This is a genomic window from Nocardia sp. CNS-044, from assembly GCF_059570515.1.
Window position 1 is genome coordinate 420,224 of the sequence record NZ_JCANSX010000005.1, and the last position, 20,005, is coordinate 440,228.

Annotated in this window: 18 protein-coding genes and 2 tRNA genes; 13 read left to right on the forward strand and 7 right to left on the reverse strand. The window is 68.2% G+C overall.

The genetic code is table 11. From position 1 onward, the window contains the following. The first annotated feature begins 147 nt into the window (after window positions 1-147). The 6 genes from gyrB to T333_RS02975 all read left to right on the forward strand — a co-directional run bounded on the left by gyrB (window position 148) and on the right by T333_RS02975 (window position 6,505). Complete coding sequence (gene gyrB / locus T333_RS02950) at window positions 148-2,199, forward strand: DNA topoisomerase (ATP-hydrolyzing) subunit B (RefSeq protein WP_357245636.1); 2,052 nt, start codon at window positions 148-150, stop codon at window positions 2,197-2,199. A 55-nt stretch (window positions 2,200-2,254) separates the two neighbouring features. Beyond that, window positions 2,255-4,768, forward strand: a complete 2,514-nt coding sequence (gyrA, locus tag T333_RS02955; protein WP_357245638.1) for a DNA gyrase subunit A — start codon at window positions 2,255-2,257, stop codon at window positions 4,766-4,768. Window positions 4,769-4,808: 40 nt separating this feature from the next. Continuing rightward, on the forward strand, window positions 4,809-5,912 hold the full coding sequence (locus T333_RS02960) for a DUF3566 domain-containing protein (RefSeq protein WP_496423607.1): 1,104 nt from the start codon (window positions 4,809-4,811) through the stop codon (window positions 5,910-5,912). A 285-nt stretch (window positions 5,913-6,197) separates the two neighbouring features. After that, window positions 6,198-6,271: transfer RNA gene (locus tag T333_RS02965), tRNA-Ile, on the forward strand. A 29-nt stretch (window positions 6,272-6,300) separates the two neighbouring features. Next, window positions 6,301-6,408: a DLW-39 family protein gene (locus T333_RS02970; RefSeq protein WP_218018413.1), complete on the forward strand. Its 108-nt coding sequence runs from the start codon at window positions 6,301-6,303 to the stop codon at window positions 6,406-6,408. Window positions 6,409-6,432: 24 nt separating this feature from the next. Further along, a tRNA-Ala gene (locus T333_RS02975) sits at window positions 6,433-6,505 on the forward strand. Between the two features lie 52 nt (window positions 6,506-6,557). Here T333_RS02975 and T333_RS02980 read toward each other — a convergent pair. From T333_RS02980 to T333_RS02990, 3 genes are all read right to left on the reverse strand, one after another. Further along, on the reverse strand, window positions 6,558-7,745 hold the full coding sequence (locus tag T333_RS02980; RefSeq protein WP_496423608.1) for a DUF1444 domain-containing protein: 1,188 nt from the start codon (window positions 7,743-7,745) through the stop codon (window positions 6,558-6,560). A 45-nt stretch (window positions 7,746-7,790) separates the two neighbouring features. Further along, complete coding sequence (locus tag T333_RS02985) at window positions 7,791-9,104, reverse strand: cryptochrome/photolyase family protein (protein WP_496423609.1); 1,314 nt, start codon at window positions 9,102-9,104, stop codon at window positions 7,791-7,793. Between the two features lie 136 nt (window positions 9,105-9,240). Beyond that, window positions 9,241-9,840, reverse strand: coding sequence for a lipocalin family protein (locus T333_RS02990; protein WP_496423610.1), 600 nt, complete (start codon window positions 9,838-9,840; stop codon window positions 9,241-9,243). A 135-nt stretch (window positions 9,841-9,975) separates the two neighbouring features. Between T333_RS02990 and T333_RS02995 the strand changes: the two genes are divergently transcribed. Then, window positions 9,976-10,812 carry a MerR family transcriptional regulator gene (locus T333_RS02995; RefSeq protein ID WP_496423611.1) on the forward strand — a complete coding sequence of 279 codons (837 nt, stop codon included), beginning with the start codon at window positions 9,976-9,978 and terminating at the stop codon, window positions 10,810-10,812. A 128-nt stretch (window positions 10,813-10,940) separates the two neighbouring features. Here the strand turns inward: T333_RS02995 and T333_RS03000 are convergent, their stop codons facing one another. From T333_RS03000 to T333_RS03010, 3 genes are all read right to left on the reverse strand, one after another. Beyond that, on the reverse strand, window positions 10,941-12,293 hold the full coding sequence (locus T333_RS03000; protein ID WP_496423612.1) for a TIGR01777 family oxidoreductase: 1,353 nt from the start codon (window positions 12,291-12,293) through the stop codon (window positions 10,941-10,943). Between the two features lie 37 nt (window positions 12,294-12,330). Next, window positions 12,331-13,065, reverse strand: coding sequence for a YoaK family protein (locus tag T333_RS03005; RefSeq protein WP_354998278.1), 735 nt, complete (start codon window positions 13,063-13,065; stop codon window positions 12,331-12,333). 296 nt (window positions 13,066-13,361) lie between these two features. Continuing rightward, window positions 13,362-13,787 carry a winged helix-turn-helix transcriptional regulator gene (locus T333_RS03010; protein WP_354998277.1) on the reverse strand — a complete coding sequence of 142 codons (426 nt, stop codon included), beginning with the start codon at window positions 13,785-13,787 and terminating at the stop codon, window positions 13,362-13,364. A 79-nt stretch (window positions 13,788-13,866) separates the two neighbouring features. On the opposite strand from T333_RS03010, the gene T333_RS03015 reads away from it, so the two are divergent. From T333_RS03015 to T333_RS03030, 4 genes are all read left to right on the forward strand, one after another. Beyond that, window positions 13,867-14,364 (forward strand): pyridoxamine 5'-phosphate oxidase family protein, encoded by a 498-nt coding sequence (locus T333_RS03015; protein WP_496423613.1) that lies wholly within the window; start codon window positions 13,867-13,869, stop codon window positions 14,362-14,364. Window positions 14,365-14,507: 143 nt separating this feature from the next. Beyond that, window positions 14,508-15,434 (forward strand): acyl-CoA dehydrogenase family protein, encoded by a 927-nt coding sequence (locus T333_RS03020; protein WP_357245659.1) that lies wholly within the window; start codon window positions 14,508-14,510, stop codon window positions 15,432-15,434. Between the two features lie 837 nt (window positions 15,435-16,271). Then, window positions 16,272-17,324 (forward strand): ATP-binding cassette domain-containing protein, encoded by a 1,053-nt coding sequence (locus T333_RS03025; protein ID WP_354998274.1) that lies wholly within the window; start codon window positions 16,272-16,274, stop codon window positions 17,322-17,324. Between the two features lie 35 nt (window positions 17,325-17,359). Continuing rightward, window positions 17,360-18,178, forward strand: coding sequence for an ABC transporter permease (locus tag T333_RS03030; protein WP_357246577.1), 819 nt, complete (start codon window positions 17,360-17,362; stop codon window positions 18,176-18,178). Window positions 18,179-18,184: 6 nt separating this feature from the next. On the opposite strand, the gene T333_RS03035 is transcribed toward T333_RS03030, so the two are convergent. After that, entirely contained in the window at window positions 18,185-18,397 is a 213-nt protein-coding gene (locus T333_RS03035) for a hypothetical protein (protein ID WP_354998273.1), read from the reverse strand. Window positions 18,398-18,585: 188 nt separating this feature from the next. Here T333_RS03035 and T333_RS03040 point away from each other — a divergent pair, with 188 nt between their 5' ends. Further along, the gene (locus T333_RS03040; RefSeq protein WP_354998272.1) at window positions 18,586-19,113 is read left to right on the forward strand and encodes a peptidylprolyl isomerase; all 528 of its coding nucleotides are present in this window, start codon (window positions 18,586-18,588) and stop codon (window positions 19,111-19,113) included. A gap of 4 nt (window positions 19,114-19,117) precedes the next feature. Further along, window positions 19,118-19,987, forward strand: a complete 870-nt coding sequence (locus T333_RS03045) for a rhomboid family intramembrane serine protease (protein WP_354998271.1) — start codon at window positions 19,118-19,120, stop codon at window positions 19,985-19,987. The last annotated feature ends 18 nt before the right edge of the window (window positions 19,988-20,005 follow it).

The following is a 20,005-nucleotide window of genomic DNA, read 5'->3' on the forward strand; positions in this document are numbered from 1 at the left end:
ATGGTGACGTAACTAGCGGCGAACCCTTCGGTGCGTTCCGCACAGCCCCCGCGTGGGCCCGTGAATCTCGACCTGTCAAGACCGGGCCGCGCTTGCGCTGTGGCGATCGCTGCACCGGGGTCAGCAAGTAAGGAGAGCTACCGACCAGTGGCTGCCAAGGACTCCAACGATTCGACCAAGGCGACATCGGGCAAGCAGGACTACGGTGCCTCCTCCATCACCGTCCTCGAGGGACTCGAGGCGGTCCGCAAGCGCCCGGGCATGTACATCGGTTCGACCGGTGAGCGCGGCCTGCACCACCTGATCTGGGAAGTCGTCGACAACTCCGTCGACGAGGCGATGGCGGGCTACGCGACGCGCGTCGATGTCACGCTGCTGGCCGACGGCGGCGTAGAGGTGGTCGACGACGGCCGCGGCATCCCGACCGGCATGCACGCGCAGGGCATCCCCACCATCGAGGTGGTCATGACCCAGCTGCACGCGGGCGGCAAGTTCGACTCCGACGCCTACGCGGTGTCCGGTGGTCTGCACGGCGTCGGCATCTCGGTGGTGAACGCGCTGTCCAGCCGGCTCGAGGCCGAGGTCGACAACGACGGCTACCACTGGACCCAGGAGTACAAGGACTCCAAACCCGGCAAACTGCTGCAGGGCGAGGCCACCAAGCGCACCGGAACCACCATCCGGTTCTGGCCGGATCCGGAGATCTTCGAGACCACGACTTTCAACTTCGAGACGGTCGCGCGGCGTCTGCAGGAGATGGCGTTCCTGAACAAGGGGCTCACCATCACCCTCACCGACGAGCGGGTCTCCGAGAGCGAGGTCACCGACGAGGTCGTCAGCGACACCGCCGAGGCGCCCAAGCACCTCGACGAGAACGCGCCCGCCGTCGAGGAGCCGAAGGCCAAGGTCAAGGTCCGCACCTACCACTATCCCGGTGGACTCGAGGACTTCGTCAAGCACATCAACCGGACCAAGCAGCCGATCCACAACTCGGTGGTCGGCTTCACCGGCAAGGGCACCGGGCACGAGCTCGAGGTCGCGATGCAGTGGAATTCCGGCTATTCGGAATCCGTCCACACCTTCGCCAACACCATCAACACCCACGAGGGCGGCACCCACGAAGAGGGCTTCCGCGCCGCGCTCACCACGGTGGTGAACAAGTACGCGAAGGACAAGAAGCTCCTCAAGGAGAAGGACGGCAACCTCACCGGCGACGACATCCGCGAGGGTCTCGCCGCGATCGTGAGCGTGAAGATCTCCGACCCGCAGTTCGAGGGCCAGACCAAGACCAAGCTCGGCAACACCGAGGTCAAGTCGTTCGTGCAGCGCACATGCAACGAGCACCTCGCGCACTGGTTCGAGGCCAACCCGGCCGACGCGAAGACCATCGTGCAGAAGGCCGTCTCCTCGGCGCAGGCGCGCGTCGCGGCACGCAAGGCGCGCGAGCTGGTGCGCCGCAAGTCCGCCACCGACCTGGGCGGTCTGCCCGGCAAGCTGGCCGACTGCCGCTCCAAGGACCCGAGCAAGTCCGAGATCTACATCGTGGAGGGTGACTCCGCCGGTGGCTCGGCCAAGTCCGGCCGCGACTCGATGTACCAGGCGATCCTCCCGCTGCGCGGCAAGATCATCAACGTCGAGAAGGCGCGTATCGACCGGGTTCTCAAGAACAACGAGGTCCAGTCGATCATCACCGCGTTCGGCACCGGCATCCACGACGAGTTCGACATCGCCAAGCTGCGGTATCACAAGATCGTGCTGATGGCCGACGCCGACGTGGACGGCCAGCACATCTCGACCCTGCTGCTGACGCTGCTGTTCCGCTTCATGCGCCCGCTGGTCGAGCACGGCCACGTCTACCTGGCGCAACCACCGCTGTACAAGCTCAAGTGGCAGCGCAGCGATCCGGAGTTCGCCTACTCCGACCGGGAGCGCGACGGCCTGCTCGAGGCCGGTCTCGCGGCGGGCAAGAAGATCAACAAGGACGACGGCGTCCAGCGCTACAAGGGTCTGGGCGAGATGAACGCCAAAGAGCTGTGGGAGACCACGATGGACCCGGCGGTGCGGGTGCTTCGTCAAGTGACGCTCGACGACGCGGCCGCGGCCGACGAGCTGTTCTCCGTTCTGATGGGCGAGGACGTCGAGGCGCGTCGCAGCTTCATCACCCGCAATGCCAAGGACGTTCGCTTCCTCGACGTGTAGCCGGCGTGAGAACCCGCTGCAGTTCAGCCTTTTCACGCCCCGCTAAGGAGACCGCATGACTGAGACAACGCTGCCCCCGAACGGCGGTGCAGGCGACCGGATCGAGCCGGTCGACATCCAGAACGAAATGCAGAGCAGCTACATCGATTACGCGATGAGCGTGATCGTGGGCCGCGCGCTGCCCGACGTGCGCGACGGCCTCAAGCCGGTGCACCGGCGCGTGCTCTACGCGATGTACGACAACGGGTACCGCCCGGACCGCGGCTACGTGAAGTCCGCGCGCCCGGTCGCGGAGACCATGGGTAACTACCACCCGCACGGTGACGCGTCGATCTACGACACCCTGGTCCGCATGGCGCAGCCGTGGTCGCTGCGCTACCCGCTGGTCGACGGCCAGGGCAACTTCGGTTCCCGCGGCAACGACGGCGCGGCCGCCATGCGATACACCGAGTGCCGCCTGACGCCGCTCGCGATGGAGCTGCTGCGCGAGATCGACCACGAGACGGTCGATTTCGCGCCGAACTACGACGGTCGTTCGCAGGAGCCGGTGGTTCTCCCCAGCCGGGTGCCGAACCTGTTGATGAACGGCTCCAACGGCATCGCGGTCGGTATGGCGACCAACATTCCGCCGCACAACCTGAACGAGCTCGCCGAGGCGATCTACTGGGCGCTGGACAACCACGACGCCGACGAGGAGAGCACCCTCGCCGCGTGCATGGAGCGGGTCAAGGGCCCGGACTTCCCGACGCACGGCCTGATCGTCGGCAACCAGGGCATCAACGACGCCTACACCACCGGTCGCGGCTCGATCCGCATGCGCGGTGTGGTGGAGATCGAAGAGGACAACCGCGGTCGCACCACGATCGTCATCACCGAGCTGCCCTACCAGGTCAACACCGACAACTTCATCAACTCGATCGCCGAGCAGGTGAAGGACGGCAAGATCGCGGGTATCTCGGATATCCACGACGAGTCCTCCGACCGCGCGGGCATGCGAATCGTGGTGACGGTCAAGCGCGATGCCGTCGCCAAGGTGGTGCTGAACAACCTCTACAAGCACACCCAGCTGCAGACCAGCTTCGGCGCCAACATGCTGTCCATCGTCGACGGCGTGCCGCGCACGCTGCGCCTGGACCAGATGATCCGGCTCTACGTCGATCACCAGTTGGAAGTCATCGTCCGGCGCACCCGCTACCTGCTGCGCAAGGCCGAGGAACGGGCCCACATCCTGCGCGGCCTGGTCAAGGCGCTCGACGCGCTCGACGAGGTCATCGCGCTGATCCGGCGTTCGGCCAACACCGACACCGCCCGCACCGGCCTGATGCAGCTGCTCGAGATCGACGAGATCCAGGCCACCGCCATTCTCGACATGCAGCTGCGGCGCCTCTCCGCGCTGGAGCGGCAGAAGATCATCGACGATCTGGCCAAGATCGAAAGCGAAATCGCCGACTACAAGGACATTCTGGACAAACCGGAACGTCAGCGCGCCATCGTGCGCGACGAGCTGGCCGAGATCGTCGACAAGTACGGCGACGAGCGGCGCACCCGCATCATCGCCGCCGACGGCGACGTGGCCGACGAGGACCTGATCGCCCGCGAGGACGTGGTCGTCACCATCACCGAGACCGGTTACGCCAAGCGCACCAAGACCGACCTCTACCGCTCGCAGAAGCGCGGCGGTAAGGGCGTGCAGGGCGCGGGTCTCAAGCAGGACGACATCGTCAAGCACTTCTTCGTCACCTCGACTCACGACTGGCTGCTGTTCTTCACGAACAAGGGCCGGGTCTACCGCGCCAAGGCGTACGAGCTGCCCGAGGCCAACCGCACCGCGCGCGGTCAGCACGTGGCCAACCTGCTGGCTTTCCAGCCGGACGAGAAAATCGCCCAGATCATTCAGATCAAATCCTACGAAGACGCCCCGTATCTGGTGCTGGCCACCAAGAATGGTCTGGTGAAGAAGTCGAGGCTCTCGGACTTCGATTCCAACCGCAGCGGCGGCATCGTCGCGGTGAACCTGCGCGACGAGGACGAACTCGTCGGCGCCGTGCTCTGCTCCGCCGACGACGATCTGCTGCTCGTCTCGGCGCAGGGCCAGTCGATCCGCTTCTCGGCCACCGACGAGGCGCTGCGCCCGATGGGTCGCGCCACCTCCGGCGTGCAGGGCATGCGGTTCAACGCCGAGGACGAACTGTTGTCGCTCAACGTCGTTCGACCCGAGACGTATCTGCTGGTGGCGACCTCGGGCGGCTACGCGAAGCGCACCGCGATCGAGGAGTACACCGCGCAGGGACGCGGCGGTAAAGGTGTATTGACTATCCAGTTCGACGCCAGGCGTGGCACTCTGGTCGGTGCGCTCATCGTCGACGATGAGGATGAGCTCTACGCGATCACCTCCGGCGGTGGAGTCATCCGGACGGCGGCAAAGCAGGTTCGTAAGGCTGGGCGACAGACCAAGGGCGTGCGATTGATGAACCTCGCAGAGGGAAGTACGTTGCTTGCTATCGCGCGCAACGCCGACGAACCCGATCAGGTCGACGGTGGCGACGAAATCGGTTCCTCTCAGCAGTGACCCTCCAAGCGGCGGCAACGAACGGATCTAAGGATTCCCATTGACCACTCCGAATCAGCCGAATGACGGACACCAGACGAACGGTGTGACCGAACGGATCGCACCGTCTCCGATTCCGCCGCGGCCGATCCCCCGGCCCGGCGCGGGCGAAACCGGACAGCCGGGCGGGGGCCAGCAGGGTGGCCAGCCGCAACAGAACGTCGGCCAGCAGGGCGATTTCGGGCCCGGGCAGGGCGGACCCAAGCAGGGCGCGCCCAAAGGTGCGCCGGAGCCCGGTGGCGGCAAAGAAGGGTTCGATCAGGAGACCGTTCGGATGGGTTCGCCCGGTGAATCCGGCGGCCCCGATGGCGCGAAACCCACGCCGGGCGGCGGTCAGTCGCAGTACAAGGACGGTTGGTCGCAGCTGCCGCAGCGCGAGCCGCAGTCGAACCTGTACCGCCCCGGCCAGGCGCCGGTGGCGGGCAGGCCGCCCGCGGACGGCGGCGCCGGGCTCGGCGCCGGAGCGGGCGGCAACGCGGCGGTCGGCTTGAACGGCGGCGTCACCAACGCGCGCACCACGGCCGACCTCGCGGCCAAGGCGGCGCGCAAGGAAGCGGCGATGGTGAAGTCGGTCGGCATCGACGGACCCACCCGCAGCATCGCGCGGCCGGAGCTGATCAAGGACATGCCCGATTTGTCCGATATCCGGCACCCACTACCGCACCCCGAGCCCGTCGGCATGAACCCGCAGGCGCACGTCTCGCCCGCGGCTCCGGTCGCGGTCGCGGCGGCCGTGGCTTCCGGTGAGCCGCTGCGCGCCACCGTGCAGATCCGCCGCATCGACCCCTGGTCGACGCTGAAGATCTCGCTGGTGATCAGCGTGGCGCTGTTCTTCGTGTGGATGCTCGCCGTCGGTCTGCTCTACATCGTGCTCGAGGGCATGGGCGTGTGGGAGCGGCTGAACAACACCTTCACCGACATGGTGTCCCAGGACAGTGGCTCGGTGGGCCTGATCGACGCGGGCACGGTGTTCGGCTACGCGGGCGTCATCGGGCTGATCAACGTGGTGCTGTTCACCGCGCTCGGCACGGTCGGCACCTTCATCTACAACCAGTGCTGCGACCTGGTCGGTGGTATCCAGGTGACTCTGGCGGACCCGGACTAGGAACTCGGCTCGGACGGTGTCCGTCGATCGCTCCATCATGGCTGGAGCGTCGGTGGATCGCCCAGTCCGTGAAATTCTCGGCGGCGGCCGGTATTCCCGTTCCAGGGAATACCGGCCGTTTCCGTTCGGGCGACGGGATCGCTGGCGGCTAGGTCGGCTGGCAGGGGTCGGAGAGATGGGCCGAATAGGCCGGTCTAGGCCCGCTACCAGCTGTTTTGTTTGTTTTGAGTCAAGTTTGGTAATGTCTAGCCTCGGCTCGCCCACTACGGTGCGAGAGCCGAACACGGGCCTATAGCTCAGGCGGTTAGAGCGCTTCGCTGATAACGAAGAGGTCGGAGGTTCAAGTCCTCCTAGGCCCACTCCCGAACATGACAGTAGGGTGGGAACCATGAAGATTCTCCTCACGGTCGGCGTCGTGGTCGCGGTTCTCTTCGGAATCACCAAGCTGCGCAAGCGTGACGAAGCGGACCTGTGGCACGAGGTCACCACTCGCTGAAACTCACCCCACCCTCGGGGACTCGGGGCCTTAGCTCAATTGGCAGAGCACTGCCTTTGCAAGGCAGGGGTTAGGGGTTCGATTCCCCTAGGCTCCACTTTCAACCGGCGCGTGCTCGTTCAGAGCACGCGCCGATTCTCGTTACCGGGCTAGAGGTCGACGGCGGCGGCGCGCAGGCGGGTGAGGGTCGGGGCGTCGGGCCAGTTCTTGGCCAAGTAGCGGCGTGGGGACAGGGTGCGGACCGGGACCAGGTCGATGTGGGCCGCGAGGGTGGCGAAGGGGATCGCCAGGGTTTCGATGATCTCGTCGTTCTCGTCGGTCAGGCAGAGGTCGATGTAGTCGGCTTCCGGCAGCAGGGTCTCGATCTCTTCGGCCCACGGGGCGATGGTGAAGAAACCGTTGTCGCCGCTGGCCAAGTTCAGCTGGGAGGGATAGGCGAAGTCGATACCGTAGGGCGCGAAGCCGTCTTCGTCGTCCAGCGCCTCGATGAGCTGCGCTTGCTGGGCCTGGTACTCGGTGGTGGCCAGGCCACAGCGCGCCCGGTGGGCGGCGGGTAGCTGGGGATGCGGACCTGCCAGGTCGAACGGGACGACCGCGCCGCTCCCGTTGGTGGTGTAGGCCTGCGGTGAGAGGCGGCGCACCGCGGTGACGTACTGGTCCTCCACGGCGTCGAAGAGCTGCTCGAGGAGTTCGGGCTCGTCCAGCGTGAGGATGAGGGCGTCGTCTTCGGGGATGAAGGCGACCGCGCGTCTGCCTTCGGCGGCGAGCGAGGCGAGCCAGCCGGGAAGCAAGGGCCAGGAAGTCGCGTAGTAGTCGCCGGTGTCGACGATGCGCGTGTACCCGTCGTCCGACAGGGAGATCGAAGGTGGTTTCGCGGCGAGGTTTTCGCGCGCGGCTTCGAACACCTCGAAAATCGTGACGCCCCAACCCGTCACGTGATCGGTGGTGACGAGGACGCGCTTGTCGGGCATATCGATCGCGATCAGCTCGTCGACGAAGGGAAAGGCCGGGCGCGAGAGTGGACGTATGCCCTGTCCGCCGTAGGTGGCCGGGCGCAGCACCGGAAACAGCGTGGGACGTGCGCTTTCCCAGTCGGCGGGGAGTTCCTCGTCGGCGCGCAACGCCGACAGGAACCCGGTGACGCGCTCCGATCGTTCCTCGGCCGTCAGCTCGGCGGTGTCGCGAAAGATGTTGTGCAGATTGATGACCAAGCCGTCGGGCAGTTCGAAGCAGAACTCCCCGGGTTGGTATTCGGCGCCCTCGATGCCGAGGTCGTCGAGCTGGCGGCGCACCAGCGCGGCGAACTCGCTCGGCGTTGGTGTTCGTGAGTTGTCCACTCGGCCAACGTAATCACCCGCACCGACAAGCGCAGCCCGGTGTATTCACATGCCGACGAAGTCGATGATCGGGGCGTGGTAGTCGACGTCCGCGCGCCACGGCAGATGAATCCGCGGCCCCTCCAGGTGCGCGAGTTCGGGTATCCAACGCCGGACGTAATCGCCGTCGGGGTCGTAGCGCTTGGCTTGGCGCAGCGGGTTGAGCACGCGGTTCGGCCTGGTGTCGGTGCCGGTGCCCGCCACCCACTGCCAGTTGAGCTGGTTGTTGGCGAGGTCGGCGTCGACGAGCCAGTGCAAGAAGTGGGCCGCGCCGATTCGCCAATGCACCCGAAGGGATTTGGTGAGGAAGCTGGCCGTGATCAGTCGTGCGCGGTTGGGCATCCAGCCCTCGGCGCGCAACTGGCGCATGCCCGCGTCGACGATCGGATAGCCGGTGCGGCCTTCTCGCCAGGCCTCGACCGCGCGCGGATCGTCGCGCCATTGGATCTGCCGCGCGCGGTAGTCGTGCCAGGCGGCCTCGGGCCGGGCGGCGAGGTGCTGGTGGTGGAAGTCGCGCCAGGCCAGCTGCCTGGCGAAGGCGTGACCGCCCTCGGCCGACATGTCGACCCGGTGCACCACCTCGGTGGGGGACAGGCAGCCGAAGTGCAGATAGGGCGAGAGGTGGGAGGTGGCGTCGGCGGCCAGATCGTCGCCGAGCTTCGCGTAGTCGGCGAGCGGACCGGAAAGCCAGTCGCGCAGCAGTTTCCGGCCCGTCGTCTCGCCGCCGACGGTCAAGTGCGGCGAGGATTCGTCCGAACACAGGTCGTCGGGCTTCGGCAGCGGGTCACCCGATATTCGCGGCAGGGTCAGGGCGCGTGGTTTGCCGAGTGGCTTGCGTCGGTGCGCTTCCGTCCACCGCCGGAAGTAGGGGGTGAAGACCGCGAAGTGGTCGCGACCGGTGGACGGCACGAGCAGGTCCGGGTCGGCCGCCGTGATCGTGGCGGTGTGCTCGTCGACCCGACAGTCACGCTCCCGCAGCCGTTCTCGCAATCGCAGTGCTCGCGAGCGGCTGTATCCACTCACATCCTCGGCGAGATGCACGCTGGCGGCGCCCGTTTCGGCGACCACGCGGTCGACCTCGTCCACCACGTCACCGCGGCGCAGCACGAGTCGCCCGCCGAGCGCGCGGAGTTCGTCGTCGAGTTCGGCGAGGGCGGCGGCGAGGAAGCGGGCGCGGTTGGGCGGGCAGCGGTCCGGCACCAGGTCGCGGTCGACGACGAACAGCGGCACCACCGCGTCGCCCGCCCGGTGCGCCGCGGTGAGCACGGGATTGTCGTGCACCCGCAGGTCGCGGGTGAACAGCGCCACCGAGGTCGTCATCGGTCGGCTCCGTGTGGCCGCCAGGGGGAGCGACGCGACCGATGCGGGCCCCACGAGGGTCGCGCCGCGCGGGCACGGGCGGCTCTTCCGTACCGGCGCGAACGCGACCCTCGCGGAGCCCGCACGCTGTCGAGGTTCACGTAGTGCACAGCGGTCCGATCGTGGACATTCCGCCAGTCGTCGGCGAGGTGAGATACAGGCAGGAGTCCTGGCCCGCCGCGACGATCGCCGCACGCACGTCCGACCAGGACTGTGGATCCAACGCGGGTTCGCGGGCGAGCACGAAGCCCGAGGTGCGGTTGGGGTCGGTCACCAGCGCCCACGAGTAGTCCGGGCCGAGCGCGGTGACGATGTAGTTCGTCGGGCCGTCCAGTTGATCCTGGGTGAGTACGCCGGGAAAGCTGACATGCAGCTGCGCGCCGGTCACCCGGTCGTTCACCCGCGCGGTGCCGCGGATCTCGTTGACCGTGCCGGTCCAAGTGATGCAGCGGTTGTGCACGGAGATGTCGCCGCGCGGGTCCAGCGCGTAGTCGGCGGTGGTGTCGCGGGCGCAGGCCAGGTTGAAGTACTGCGGTATCGCGGCGAGCTGGCGCCACTGGCCGAGGTAGCGATCCAGATCCAGTTTGGGCACCGGGGCGGGCGGTTCGGCCGTCGCGGTACCGGCGGCGACGCTCGCCGCCGCGACGACAGCGGTCGCGAGACGCGCACACCATCGTGTTGTCCGGTGCGAGTCCATGGGACCTCCTCGGGTCGGCGACTCTCGCCATGATATCAGTCAACGATGCATAAACGATGCATATTTTTGCCGGACACGCTCCGAATCCGGGCGTCCGTGCGGAACCGGACGGACTCGACCGGGCAGAATGAGACGATGCCCGCCGGTTCCGCCTCCGCTCCCGACGCGGCCGGTTTCACGGTGCGCGCGGTGGCCGAGCGTCTCGGCATTCCGACGGCGACCCTGCGCAGCTGGAACCGCCGCTACGAGATCGGGCCCGCGCAGGATCGGCCCGGCCGTCACCGCCTCTACACCGAATCCGACATCGCGCTGCTGGAACGGATGCTCGAGCTGATCCGCGGTGGCGCCAGCCCGGCGGGCGCCGCCGCGACAGCACGCGGGCCCGTGCTGGCGCTCGGCGATCGGACCGCGCTGCTCGCCGCCGCGTTCGCCCTGGAGACCGGCACGGTCACCGCCCTGGTCGAATCGCACGTTCGCGCCTACGGCGTCGTCGACACCTGGGAACGCCTGTGCCGTCCCGCTTTTGCCGAGATCGTCGATCGGCAGGGCAGTGGCGAGGGGTGCGTCGATGTCGAACACCTGCTCTCCTGGTGTGTCGCGGCCGCCATGCAACGAACGAATCCGCCCACCGGGCCCGCGGGCACCGTGCTCGCCTGCACGAGCGGTGAAACACATTCGCTGCCGCTCGACGTGCTGCGTGCCGCGCTGGCCGAACGCGGCGTCGGCGCGCGGATGCTCGGCCCCGATGTTCCGACCGCGGCATTGGTGGACGCGCTTGCGAGGCAGCGGGATCCGGCTGCGGTCCTGCTCTGGTCGCAGCGCGAATCCACGGCGTTGACCTCGGCCGTTCGTGCCTGCCTCGGGGCGGGGGCTCGGGTGTTCCTCGGCGGGCCCGGATGGGACGACGTGATCCTGCCGGCGGCCGCCGTGCAGGTGGAGAGTCTGGCGGACGCCGTCGACCGGCTGCGCTGAATTTCTCGGCGCCCGAACGGATGCCGTCGCTTCGCGGGAAGGTCCGGCCGTGGCACCGCCGGTGGACGCGTCGCGGTGGGTTCTCAGCCGCTGTCCCGTGCACCGAGCGAGTGTCGCGCCCCAGGTTGTCAGTGCCTCGTCCGGCCGAGCAGGTGACGCAGCGCCGCATCGAGGCCGGGAGTTCGGAACGTGTGCCCCGCCGCGACCAGCCGGGTCGGCAGCACGCGCTGGCCGGCGGCGGCGAGTTCGCGCGCGCCCTGCTTGCCGAGCAGCAGGGCCGGGCCGAAGTCGGGCACCGGAAGGAGCGCGGGGCGGTGCAGCACGCGGGCCAGCACCTCGGTGTATTCGCTGTTGCGGACCGGGTGCGGCGCAACGGCATTGATCGGTCCCGCGAGGGATTCGTCCCACAGCGCGCGGTGGTAGACATCGACCAGGTCGTCTAGCGCGATCCAGGACAGCCATTGACGGCCGTCCCCGATCCGCCCACCGAGACCCGCGGTGAACAACGGACGCAGCAGCCGCAGTGTGCCGCCGCTCGGGGACTGCACGATGCCGGTACGAATTCGGATCGTCCGCACTCCGGCTTTCTCGGCGGGGCGGGTCGCCGCCTCCCAGTTCGCGACCACATCGGCTAGGAAGCCGTCGCCCCAGCTCGCCTCCTCGGTGAGCGTCTCGTCGCCGCGGTCGTAGCCGTAGAAGCCGATGGCGGAGGCGCTGACGAAGGTCGAAAGACTCGATCGCGCGGCGAGTTCGGCCAGCTTGCGCGTCGGTTGGATCCGGCTGTCGGCGATCGCCCGCTTGTGCCCCTCGGTGAACCGTCCCGCGATCGACGTGCCGGCCAGGTGCACCACCGCGTCCACGCCGTCGAGCAGTTCGGGGTCGGGAGCGGCGGGGTCCCACCGGCGTTCGCCGGGCGTGCGGGCCGGATGACGCACCAAGCGCAGGACGCGGTGGCCGCCGGTGCTCAGGAAGGCGCACAGCGCGGTGCCGACCAGGCCGGACGCACCGGTCACCGCGACGGTGGCCGGGCCGAAGCCGTGCTCGGCGGCGCGGCGGTGCGCGAGTAGGTCGTCGGCCAGCTGGCGGTATCGGTAGTCGAACATCGGGCGCAGCACGAATTCCGGAATCGGAGTCCGCACTCGATCGATCACCCGGGTGTGCCGGGCGTCGACCTCCTCGAATTCGTGCACGTGCCGCCAGCGCAGCAGCCGCGCGGCGGGCAGCGAGGCGAGTCCCTTCGCGGCGACCGCGTCGACGAAACGTTGCGGCGGGAGATAACCGGCGGGATCGTGCCGCGCCACCCAGCGCAACCCGCCCGGCAAGCCGAGCACGGCGCGCCCGTCGGCCAGCGAATCGGCCTCGGCGAGCGGGGAAACCGGATGCCACGGTGGCGCGAGTCTGGTGAACGCGCCGGGACGCGCGTACCAGGCGAAGACCTCGGATCGGGGCGCGGCGACGACGCTCGAGCACTCGATGGCCATGTCTCGACTGTAGTCGCGCAGGGCTGGGATGAAACGTTTATGCGTCGTTCGACCGGCCGGGTCGCTCGATCGGCAGCGGACCGTGCCTGTCCAGATGCAGATACGTGTAGCCGGTGACGAGGGTGCACACCACCGTCGCCGTGATGAGCATCGCCCAGCCCGCGACCAGCAAGCTCAGCAGACCGCCGAGCAGCGCGCCGAGCCCGAAGGACAGATACAGCAGGAAATAGCCGAGCCAGTCGGCGTAGTCACCGCCGCTGACGTGGCGTTCGATGCCCTGTCCCAGCTTGACCAGCGTCCCGGTGACGTAACTGAGCGGCACCGAGACCTCGCCGTCCTTCACGAACGAGGTGTTCAGCGCGCCGACGCCGAAGGCGACGAACAGGATGGGGACGAAATCGATCCGGCTGGTATCTGTCACGGAGTAGAGCGCGATATCGATGATCGAGGCCAGCGCGAGGCACACGGTTGTGAGCAGCGTGGGCCCGTGCGGATGACCCGACCAGTAGTGCCTGCGACACCAAGAGGCAACGACCACGCCGGACAGGAACGCGGTCAGCAGCAGCGCGGCGGCGACGGCCAGATCGGGCTCATCATGGAACGCGCCGAGTACGGCACGCTCGGTGTTGCCGGTCATGAAGGTGACGAAGTAGCCGGCGGTGTGCATGAAGGCCGCCGCGCCGATCATCCCGGCCAGCGCCGCGAGCACCCAGGAGAGCCGGGCCTCGGCGTCGAAGAGTTCCCTTCTCCGTCTCTCGTCCGGCTGTTTCACAGGTCAGGCTCCTCACGCGGCGGATGCGACCCAATCAGTGATACCCGCGCGCCCTGAGAATCAGCTGACCAGATGCTGGGTGTGTCCGGTTGTTTGCCGAGCTCACATCCGCGCTGTGCTGTCGGTGTCGTCACTGCGGCTGTGTTGTCTGTGCCGCCACCCCGGCGGTGCTGTTGGTGCCGTCACCGGCTCGTGTTGCTGGTGCCGTCACCGCGACGGTGTTGTCTGTGCCGTCACCGGTTGTGTTGTCGAAGCCGCCACCCGGCTGCGCCGCCGGCTGGGGATCGACCCTCGGATCACACCGGCACCGCGGCGGCCGCGTCGTACGCGGTGCGCGCCTCGGCGATCTCGCGCTGATGATCCTCGGTCCAGGTGACCAGCGCCTGGATGGTCTCGTGCAGGCTGCCGCCCAGCGGTGTCAGTTCGTAGTCGACCCGCGGCGGCACGACCGGATGCACCGTGCGCCGCACCAGGCCGTCGCGTTCGAGGTGGCGCAGCGTACGGGTCAGCATGCGCTGGCTGACACCGTCGATCTCGCGGCGCAGTTCGGTGAACCGCATGGTGCGTTCCGCGAGGAGGGCGATGGTCAGCAGCGACCACTTGTCGGCGATGCGGTCGAGGATCTGGCGTACATCGCAGTCCTCGCGGGTGTCCCACTGGCGTGCCGTGTAGTCCTCGGTATCTCCGCAGTAACCGGGTGACTCAGAAGTGCCGTCTTCCATAGCTGTCCATGGTGTCCGATGATGCCCTTGGTTACAAGAAGTAACCGACAGTCGCAGCGGGAACCGGAAGGACTTCGGCATGACGCAGAAGGTCGAGGATTTCGACGAGATCGAGACGGAGTTCAACGCCTACGTGGGGCACATCGTGTACGCCACGATGGTGACCGTCGACAGCAAGAACCGGCCGCGCACCCGGGTGCTCATCCCGGTCTGGGAGCGGGTCGACGGGGTTCCGCTCGGCTGGCTCGCCACCTACAAGACGCCGGTCAAGGCGGCGCACATCGCGCGGAACCCGCACGTCAACTTCTCCTACTGGTCGCGCGGCAACAACTCCGTCGCGGTGGACGCGACGGTCGAGTGGGTGGACGATCTCCCGACGCGCCAACGTGTCTGGGACCTGTACGCGCAGACCAGTCCGCCCGGCGCGGGTTATCACCTCGGCCAGTTCTGGCGCGCGCCCGACGATCCGACGCTGCACATCATGCGGTTGGAGCCGTGGCGCATCCAGGTGATTCGCGGCGCCGATCTGCGCAGCCGGATTTGGCAGTCCGCGGTCGAGGTCGCCCGGACCGGTTAGGTGGCCTCGGCTCCGGGCGGGCTCAGGGCGAACTTCGTCCGGCAACGCCTATTTTCCGGACCTTCGCCGTGGCCGACTGCGGGTAGAGATCAGCTAGGCCCGAGTCGGTCGGGCATGAGCTCCGCGCGGGTTAGCGTGCAGGAGTGGAATCTGTGCTCGACTATCTCCTGACCGAACCGCCCGGCGCACCGGTCGACTCCGTGACGGCCGCCTGGGCCGGGCACCGCGCGGTCGCGGCCCGTTTCGCGGCACACGTGGACGCCGCGATCGCGGGCGGTTTCGCGGCCGACCGGCTCGGCTACGCCTTCCTCTCCGGCTACCAGGAGGCGCTGCGCACCCTGTTGCCCGAGCTGCCTGCCGAAGACGCCGTCGCGGTCTCGGCCACCGAGGCGGGCGGCGCGCATCCCTCGGCCATCCGCACCGCGCTGACCGAGCACGACGGCGCGGCGACGATCAGCGGCACCAAGACCTTCACCACGCTGGGCAGTCTGGCGCGCAGGCTCCTGGTCGTCGCCAGCGCGGGCGTCGCCGACGACGGCCGCAACATCCTGCGGGCCGCGCTCGTCGAAACCTCGGCGCCGGGCGTCGCGGTGACGGATCTGCCCGAGCCGCCGTTCGCCCCCGAGATCCCGCACGCCACCGTCACTTTCACCGACGCGCCCGCGACCGTGCTGCCCGGCGACGGCTACACCGATTTCCTCAAGCCGTTCCGCACCATCGAGGACGTGCACGTGCTCGCCGCCGCGCTCGGCTGGCTGGTGCGCGTCGCGCGCGAGTCGTCCTGGCCGCGTCCGGTGCTTCAGCGCCTGCTCGCGCTGGTGGCCGCGGTGCGCGGGTTGGATCTGGACCAGCCCGGGTCGCCCGGCGTGCATGTTGCACTCGGTGGCGTCTTCGAGGAGTTCGGCCGGGTCGTCGACGAGCTCGCGCCGCTCTGGCGGACCGCCGATCCGGTCGCCAGGGACCGCTGGGAGCGGGATCGCCCGCTGTTCGGCACGGCGGGACGGGTGCGGGCGCAGCGGCTGGCAACCGCTTGGCGGGCGGTCGGCTTCGACACCGAGACCACCGGCTGAAGGCGAGAACGGACCTCGTGAAAAGGGTCCGGAAATGGGGAGCGGGCCTCGGCGAAGGGGGGGAGTTAGCCGAGGCCCGCGTAAGGTCGGCCCGGGGGGGAGGGGCCGACGTGACTGATCCTACGCGAAGATTTGTGATTGTGTGCGCATGGGGGTAGCCACTTTCGAAGAAATTTGGCGCGGTGGCACGCGGTGCGATTGCTCGATCACGGCGTCGACCGGCCGCCCGTGGAGGTCCTGCGGCAGGTCCGTGACCTGGCGTTTGTCAAAGACGTTGCGGTGCAGCTCATTCCACCACAATTTCGACGCGGTGGCACGAAAAGCGGTTCCGACCGGAAACATTCCGAGTGGTCGCAGTGTGGCGCGAATCCCTCCACCGGACCGCGAGCGGGCTCGATTCTGCCGGGTTTGTCGCGTGTCGCGGCGGGCTGGGCATGTCGGGCGACGACCGAAATCTGTCGTACCCCGGTGCGAGTATGTGCCGGTGGTCACTCGGACTGGTTCGACCGCCGCCCGCGGCACGGTGCGGAGTGAGTACCGCGCGCGCGGGAAACGGGTAGTCGGCTACGCACGACCCGAGAGGGCCGCGCGCGGGACCATCGAACCGGTCGCATCCCGTTCCGGTACCCCCGAGCACCGACTGGACCGGGATGCGGCCTTTCGCTGTCCGGCCCGACGCGAGACGTCCCCGAACAAAGGGGATGCGCACAACCGGAGTCAGGACAATACTGACCCCCGTATCGGTCGGTTGTCCGACCCGCTGACAACGCCTCGACGCCCGGATGAGGGGCGTCGAACGCCGTTCGACATCGAGTATTCACCAACGTCAGGAGAATCATGCCCGACGCAATAGTCGCCGAGGGTCTGGTCAAGCGCTACGGCCAGCTGGTCGCCCTCGATGGACTCGACCTGACGGTGCCGGAAGGCACCGTCACCGCGCTACTCGGCCCCAACGGCGCAGGCAAGACCACCGCGGTCCGGGTGCTCACCACCCTGCTCGTTCCCGATGAGGGCCGGGCGACGGTGGCGGGACTCGATGTCCTCCGGAATCCGCAGGCGCTGCGGTCCAGGATCGGTGCGTCGGGCCAGTACGCCGCCGTCGACGAATACCTCACCGGCTTCGAGAACCTCGAGATGGTGGGCAGGCTCTATCACATGGGCGTGCAGCGCAGTAAGGAGCGCGCACGCGAGCTGCTGGAACGCTTCCGGCTCAGCGACGCGGCCGACCGGCCGGTCCGCGGCTACTCCGGCGGCATGCGCCGCAGGCTCGACCTGGCCGGAGCCCTGGTGGCCAATCCGCCGGTGCTGTTCTTGGACGAGCCGACCACCGGCCTGGACCCCCGGGCCAGGCTGGACCTCTGGGACGTCATCGAGGAGCTGGTCGCGGGCGGCACCACGCTGCTGCTCACCACCCAGTACATGGAGGAGGCCGACCGGCTCGCCGACTCGATCGCCGTGATCGACCACGGCAAGGTCATCGCGCGCGGCACCGCCGACGAGCTGAAGACCCTGGTCGGCGGCGATCGCGTCCAATTCACCGTCGACCACGTCGACAAGCTCGCCGTCGCGCAGCAGGCGCTGAAGGGCCTCGCGGACGGGGAGATTCACCTCGAACCCGGCCTGCGCCGGATCACGGTGCCGGTCAGCAACGGCTCCCAGGCGCTCGTCGACGCGATCGGCCTGCTCGCGGCGAGCGACGTGCAGGTGCACGACGTCGGCCTGCGTCGTCCGTCGCTGGACGACGTGTTCCTGACGCTCACCGGGCACGAGGCCGAGGAACTCGTCGGTGGCGATGCCGTGGACAAGCGCGCGGGAGACGTCGCGGCGAACGGCTCCGGCGGAGCGAAAGCCGCCGAACGACTCGAAGCTACGGAAGGAAAGTCCCGATGACCGCGACGACGACAGTTGTGGAGGCACCGCCCCGCATGGGTCTCGGTGAACGCCTCTCCATCGTGGTCAGCGACAGCGTGACCATTGCCAAGCGCAACATCATCAAGATCAAGCGCGTGCCCGACGTGCTGATCTTCTCGACGCTGTCGCCGATCATGTTCGTGCTGCTCTTCGCGTACGTCTTCGGCAACGCGATCCAGGTGCCCGGCATGGAGGGCGGCTACCGCGAGTTCCTGATCGCGGGCATCTTCGCGCAGACCGTGGTGTTCGGTTCCTCGTTCACCGGCGCGGGTCTCGCCGAGGACATGCAGAAGGGCATCATCGACCGGTTCCGCTCGCTGCCGATGGCGTCGTCGGCGGTGCTGGTCGGCCGGACCGTCAGCGACGTGGTGATCAACGTGGTCAGCCTGGTGGTCATGTCGCTGACCGGCCTGGTCGTCGGCTGGCGGATCCGCGGCTCCTTCTTGGACGCGGTGCTCGCATACGTCCTGCTGCTGCTGTTCGCCTACGCGGTGTCCTGGATCATGGCCGTCGTCGGTTTGCTGGTGCGGGCGCCCGAGGTGTTCAACAATGCCAGCTTCATGGTCATGTTCCCGCTGACCTTCCTGGCCAACACGTTCGTGCCGATGGAAAACCTGCCGACCGTGCTGAAGGTGTTCGCCGAATGGAACCCGGTCTCCGCGCTGACACAGGCGACCCGCGAGTTGTTCGGCAACACCAGCGCGATGGTGCCGGTCTCGGACGCCTGGTCGATGCAGCATCCGGTGGCGACCACGCTGATCTGGGTGGTCGTGATCCTGGTGGTGTTCGTGCCGCTGGCCCTGCGCCAGTACAAGCGCGCCGTCAGCCGCTGAACGCGCTCAGCGGTTGTTCTCCGCGCCGGCTCCCGCGACGGGGGTCGGCGCGGAGCCGTTTCGGGAGTAGCCGATGCGCGGCGGCTCCGGTGCGGGCTGCGGCGGCAGCGGTCGTTTGCTGCGGACCAGCCAGGCCACGCCACCCGCCAGCGCGGCGAGACCCCCGGCGATCAGCCGGTTACGAGAACGTGCGGATACGCGTAGACGCCCCAAGCTCATTCGACCACTTTGGCACAGCGGAGTGAACTGCGCAGTAAGTGCCGACCGGTCTGGACGCGCCGCGGGCCGGCCCGGGCAGTGTGCAGGATCGGACCCGCGCGATCGTCAGGCGTGCCTCCGCGTTCGCTCCGGCCATGCGCGGGTGTTCTGCGGACTTCGTCCGGCGGCGCTGTTCTAGCATTGCGGGCGTGACCTCACCGATTCAGACCGCCGGTGTGACGCTCTGTACGAACCACGGCGATATCAAGCTCGCGCTCTTCGGCTATCACGCGCCGAAGACGGTGCGGAACTTCCTCGGGCTGATCGACGGCTCGGCGGCGTACACCACCGAGAACGCGAGCGGGGGCACCTCCGGCCCGTTCTACGACGGCACCGCCTTCCACCGGGTGATCGAGGGCTTCATGATCCAGGGCGGCGATCCCGGCGACACCGGTCGCGGCGGGCCCGGCTACGACATCGCCGCCGAATTCCATCCCGAGCTGCGCTTCGACCGCGGCTACCTCCTGGCCATGGCGAACGTCGGCGCCCGCACCAGCGGCTCGCAGTTCTTCATCACGGTGAGCCCGCAGCCGCACCTGAATCGCAAGTACACGATCTTCGGCGAGGTCGTCGACCCGGATTCGCGCAAGGTCGTCGACGCCATCGCGGCGACGCCGACCGATCGCAACGACCGTCCCAAAGAGCCCGTCCGCATCTCCACCGTCACGATCGATTGAACCGATGAACCCTCAGCCGCCCGCACCGACGTGCGTCCGCCATCCGAATCGTCCGACCGGCCTGGCGTGCACGCGCTGCGGGCGGCCCGCGTGCCCGGACTGCCTGCGGCCCGCCGCGGTCGGGCAGCACTGCGTCGACTGCGTGCGGGAGGCGGGCGCCCAGGTCCGTCCGGTCCGCACGGTCGCGGGCGCACCGGTCGTCGCCTCGACCACCCCGCTCGTGACATACGGGCTGATCGCGTTGAACGTGCTGTTCTACGCGATCACCGCGGTTCAAGCGAGCAGCCTGGCCGACAACTACCGGTCCAGCCTCTTCCTGCGCTGGGCGCTGATTCCGCAGCTGGTGGCCGACGGTGAGTGGTTCCGGGTGATCGGCTCGGGCTTCCTGCACTGGGGCCCGCTGCACCTGGCGCTGAACATGTTCGCCCTCTACATCGTCGGCATCCAGCTGGAGCCGTTCCTCGGGCGGACCCGGATGCTCGCCATCTATATGGTCGCGTTGGTCGGCGGTTCGGCGGGCGGGATGCTGCTCGAGCCGGTGAACACGATCGGGGCAGGCGCGTCCGGCGCGGTGTACGGGATGTTCGGCGCGGTCGCGGTCCTGTTGATCCGGCTGCGGATGAACGCCACCCAGATTCTGGTGATCATCGCGATCAACGTGCTGCTCAGCCTCTCGCTGAGCGGGGTCTCGCTGTGGGTGCACCTGGGCGGACTCGTCGCGGGCACGCTGGCAACGATGGGCGTGCTGTTCCTGCCGCAGTGGGTGCGCGCGAAATCGCCGGAGTCCGCACGCACCATCGGGTGGGCCGCCATCGGCGCGGTCGGCGCGGTCTCGGTCGCGCTCATCGGCGTCGCGGCGGCACTGGTGTCCTGAGCCGGTTTTCGGCTCGCT

Bases quoted from the DNA above. Each gene is read 5' to 3' on its own strand.
- gyrA (WP_357245638.1), top strand. From the start codon at position 2,255: ATGACTGAGACAACGCTGCCCCCGAACGGCGGTGCAGGCGACCGGATC.
- T333_RS02970 (WP_218018413.1), top strand. From the start codon at position 6,301: ATGAAGATTCTCCTCACGGTCGGCGTCGTGGTCGCGGTTCTCTTCGGA.
- T333_RS02985 (WP_496423609.1), bottom strand. From the start codon at position 9,104: ATGACGACCTCGGTGGCGCTGTTCACCCGCGACCTGCGGGTGCACGAC.
- T333_RS02990 (WP_496423610.1), bottom strand. From the start codon at position 9,840: ATGGACTCGCACCGGACAACACGATGGTGTGCGCGTCTCGCGACCGCT.
- T333_RS02995 (WP_496423611.1), top strand. From the start codon at position 9,976: ATGCCCGCCGGTTCCGCCTCCGCTCCCGACGCGGCCGGTTTCACGGTG.
- T333_RS03000 (WP_496423612.1), bottom strand. From the start codon at position 12,293: ATGGCCATCGAGTGCTCGAGCGTCGTCGCCGCGCCCCGATCCGAGGTC.
- T333_RS03010 (WP_354998277.1), bottom strand. From the start codon at position 13,787: ATGGAAGACGGCACTTCTGAGTCACCCGGTTACTGCGGAGATACCGAG.
- T333_RS03015 (WP_496423613.1), top strand. From the start codon at position 13,867: ATGACGCAGAAGGTCGAGGATTTCGACGAGATCGAGACGGAGTTCAAC.
- T333_RS03025 (WP_354998274.1), top strand. From the start codon at position 16,272: ATGCCCGACGCAATAGTCGCCGAGGGTCTGGTCAAGCGCTACGGCCAG.
- T333_RS03030 (WP_357246577.1), top strand. From the start codon at position 17,360: ATGGGTCTCGGTGAACGCCTCTCCATCGTGGTCAGCGACAGCGTGACC.
- T333_RS03035 (WP_354998273.1), bottom strand. From the start codon at position 18,397: ATGAGCTTGGGGCGTCTACGCGTATCCGCACGTTCTCGTAACCGGCTG.
- T333_RS03045 (WP_354998271.1), top strand. From the start codon at position 19,118: ATGAACCCTCAGCCGCCCGCACCGACGTGCGTCCGCCATCCGAATCGT.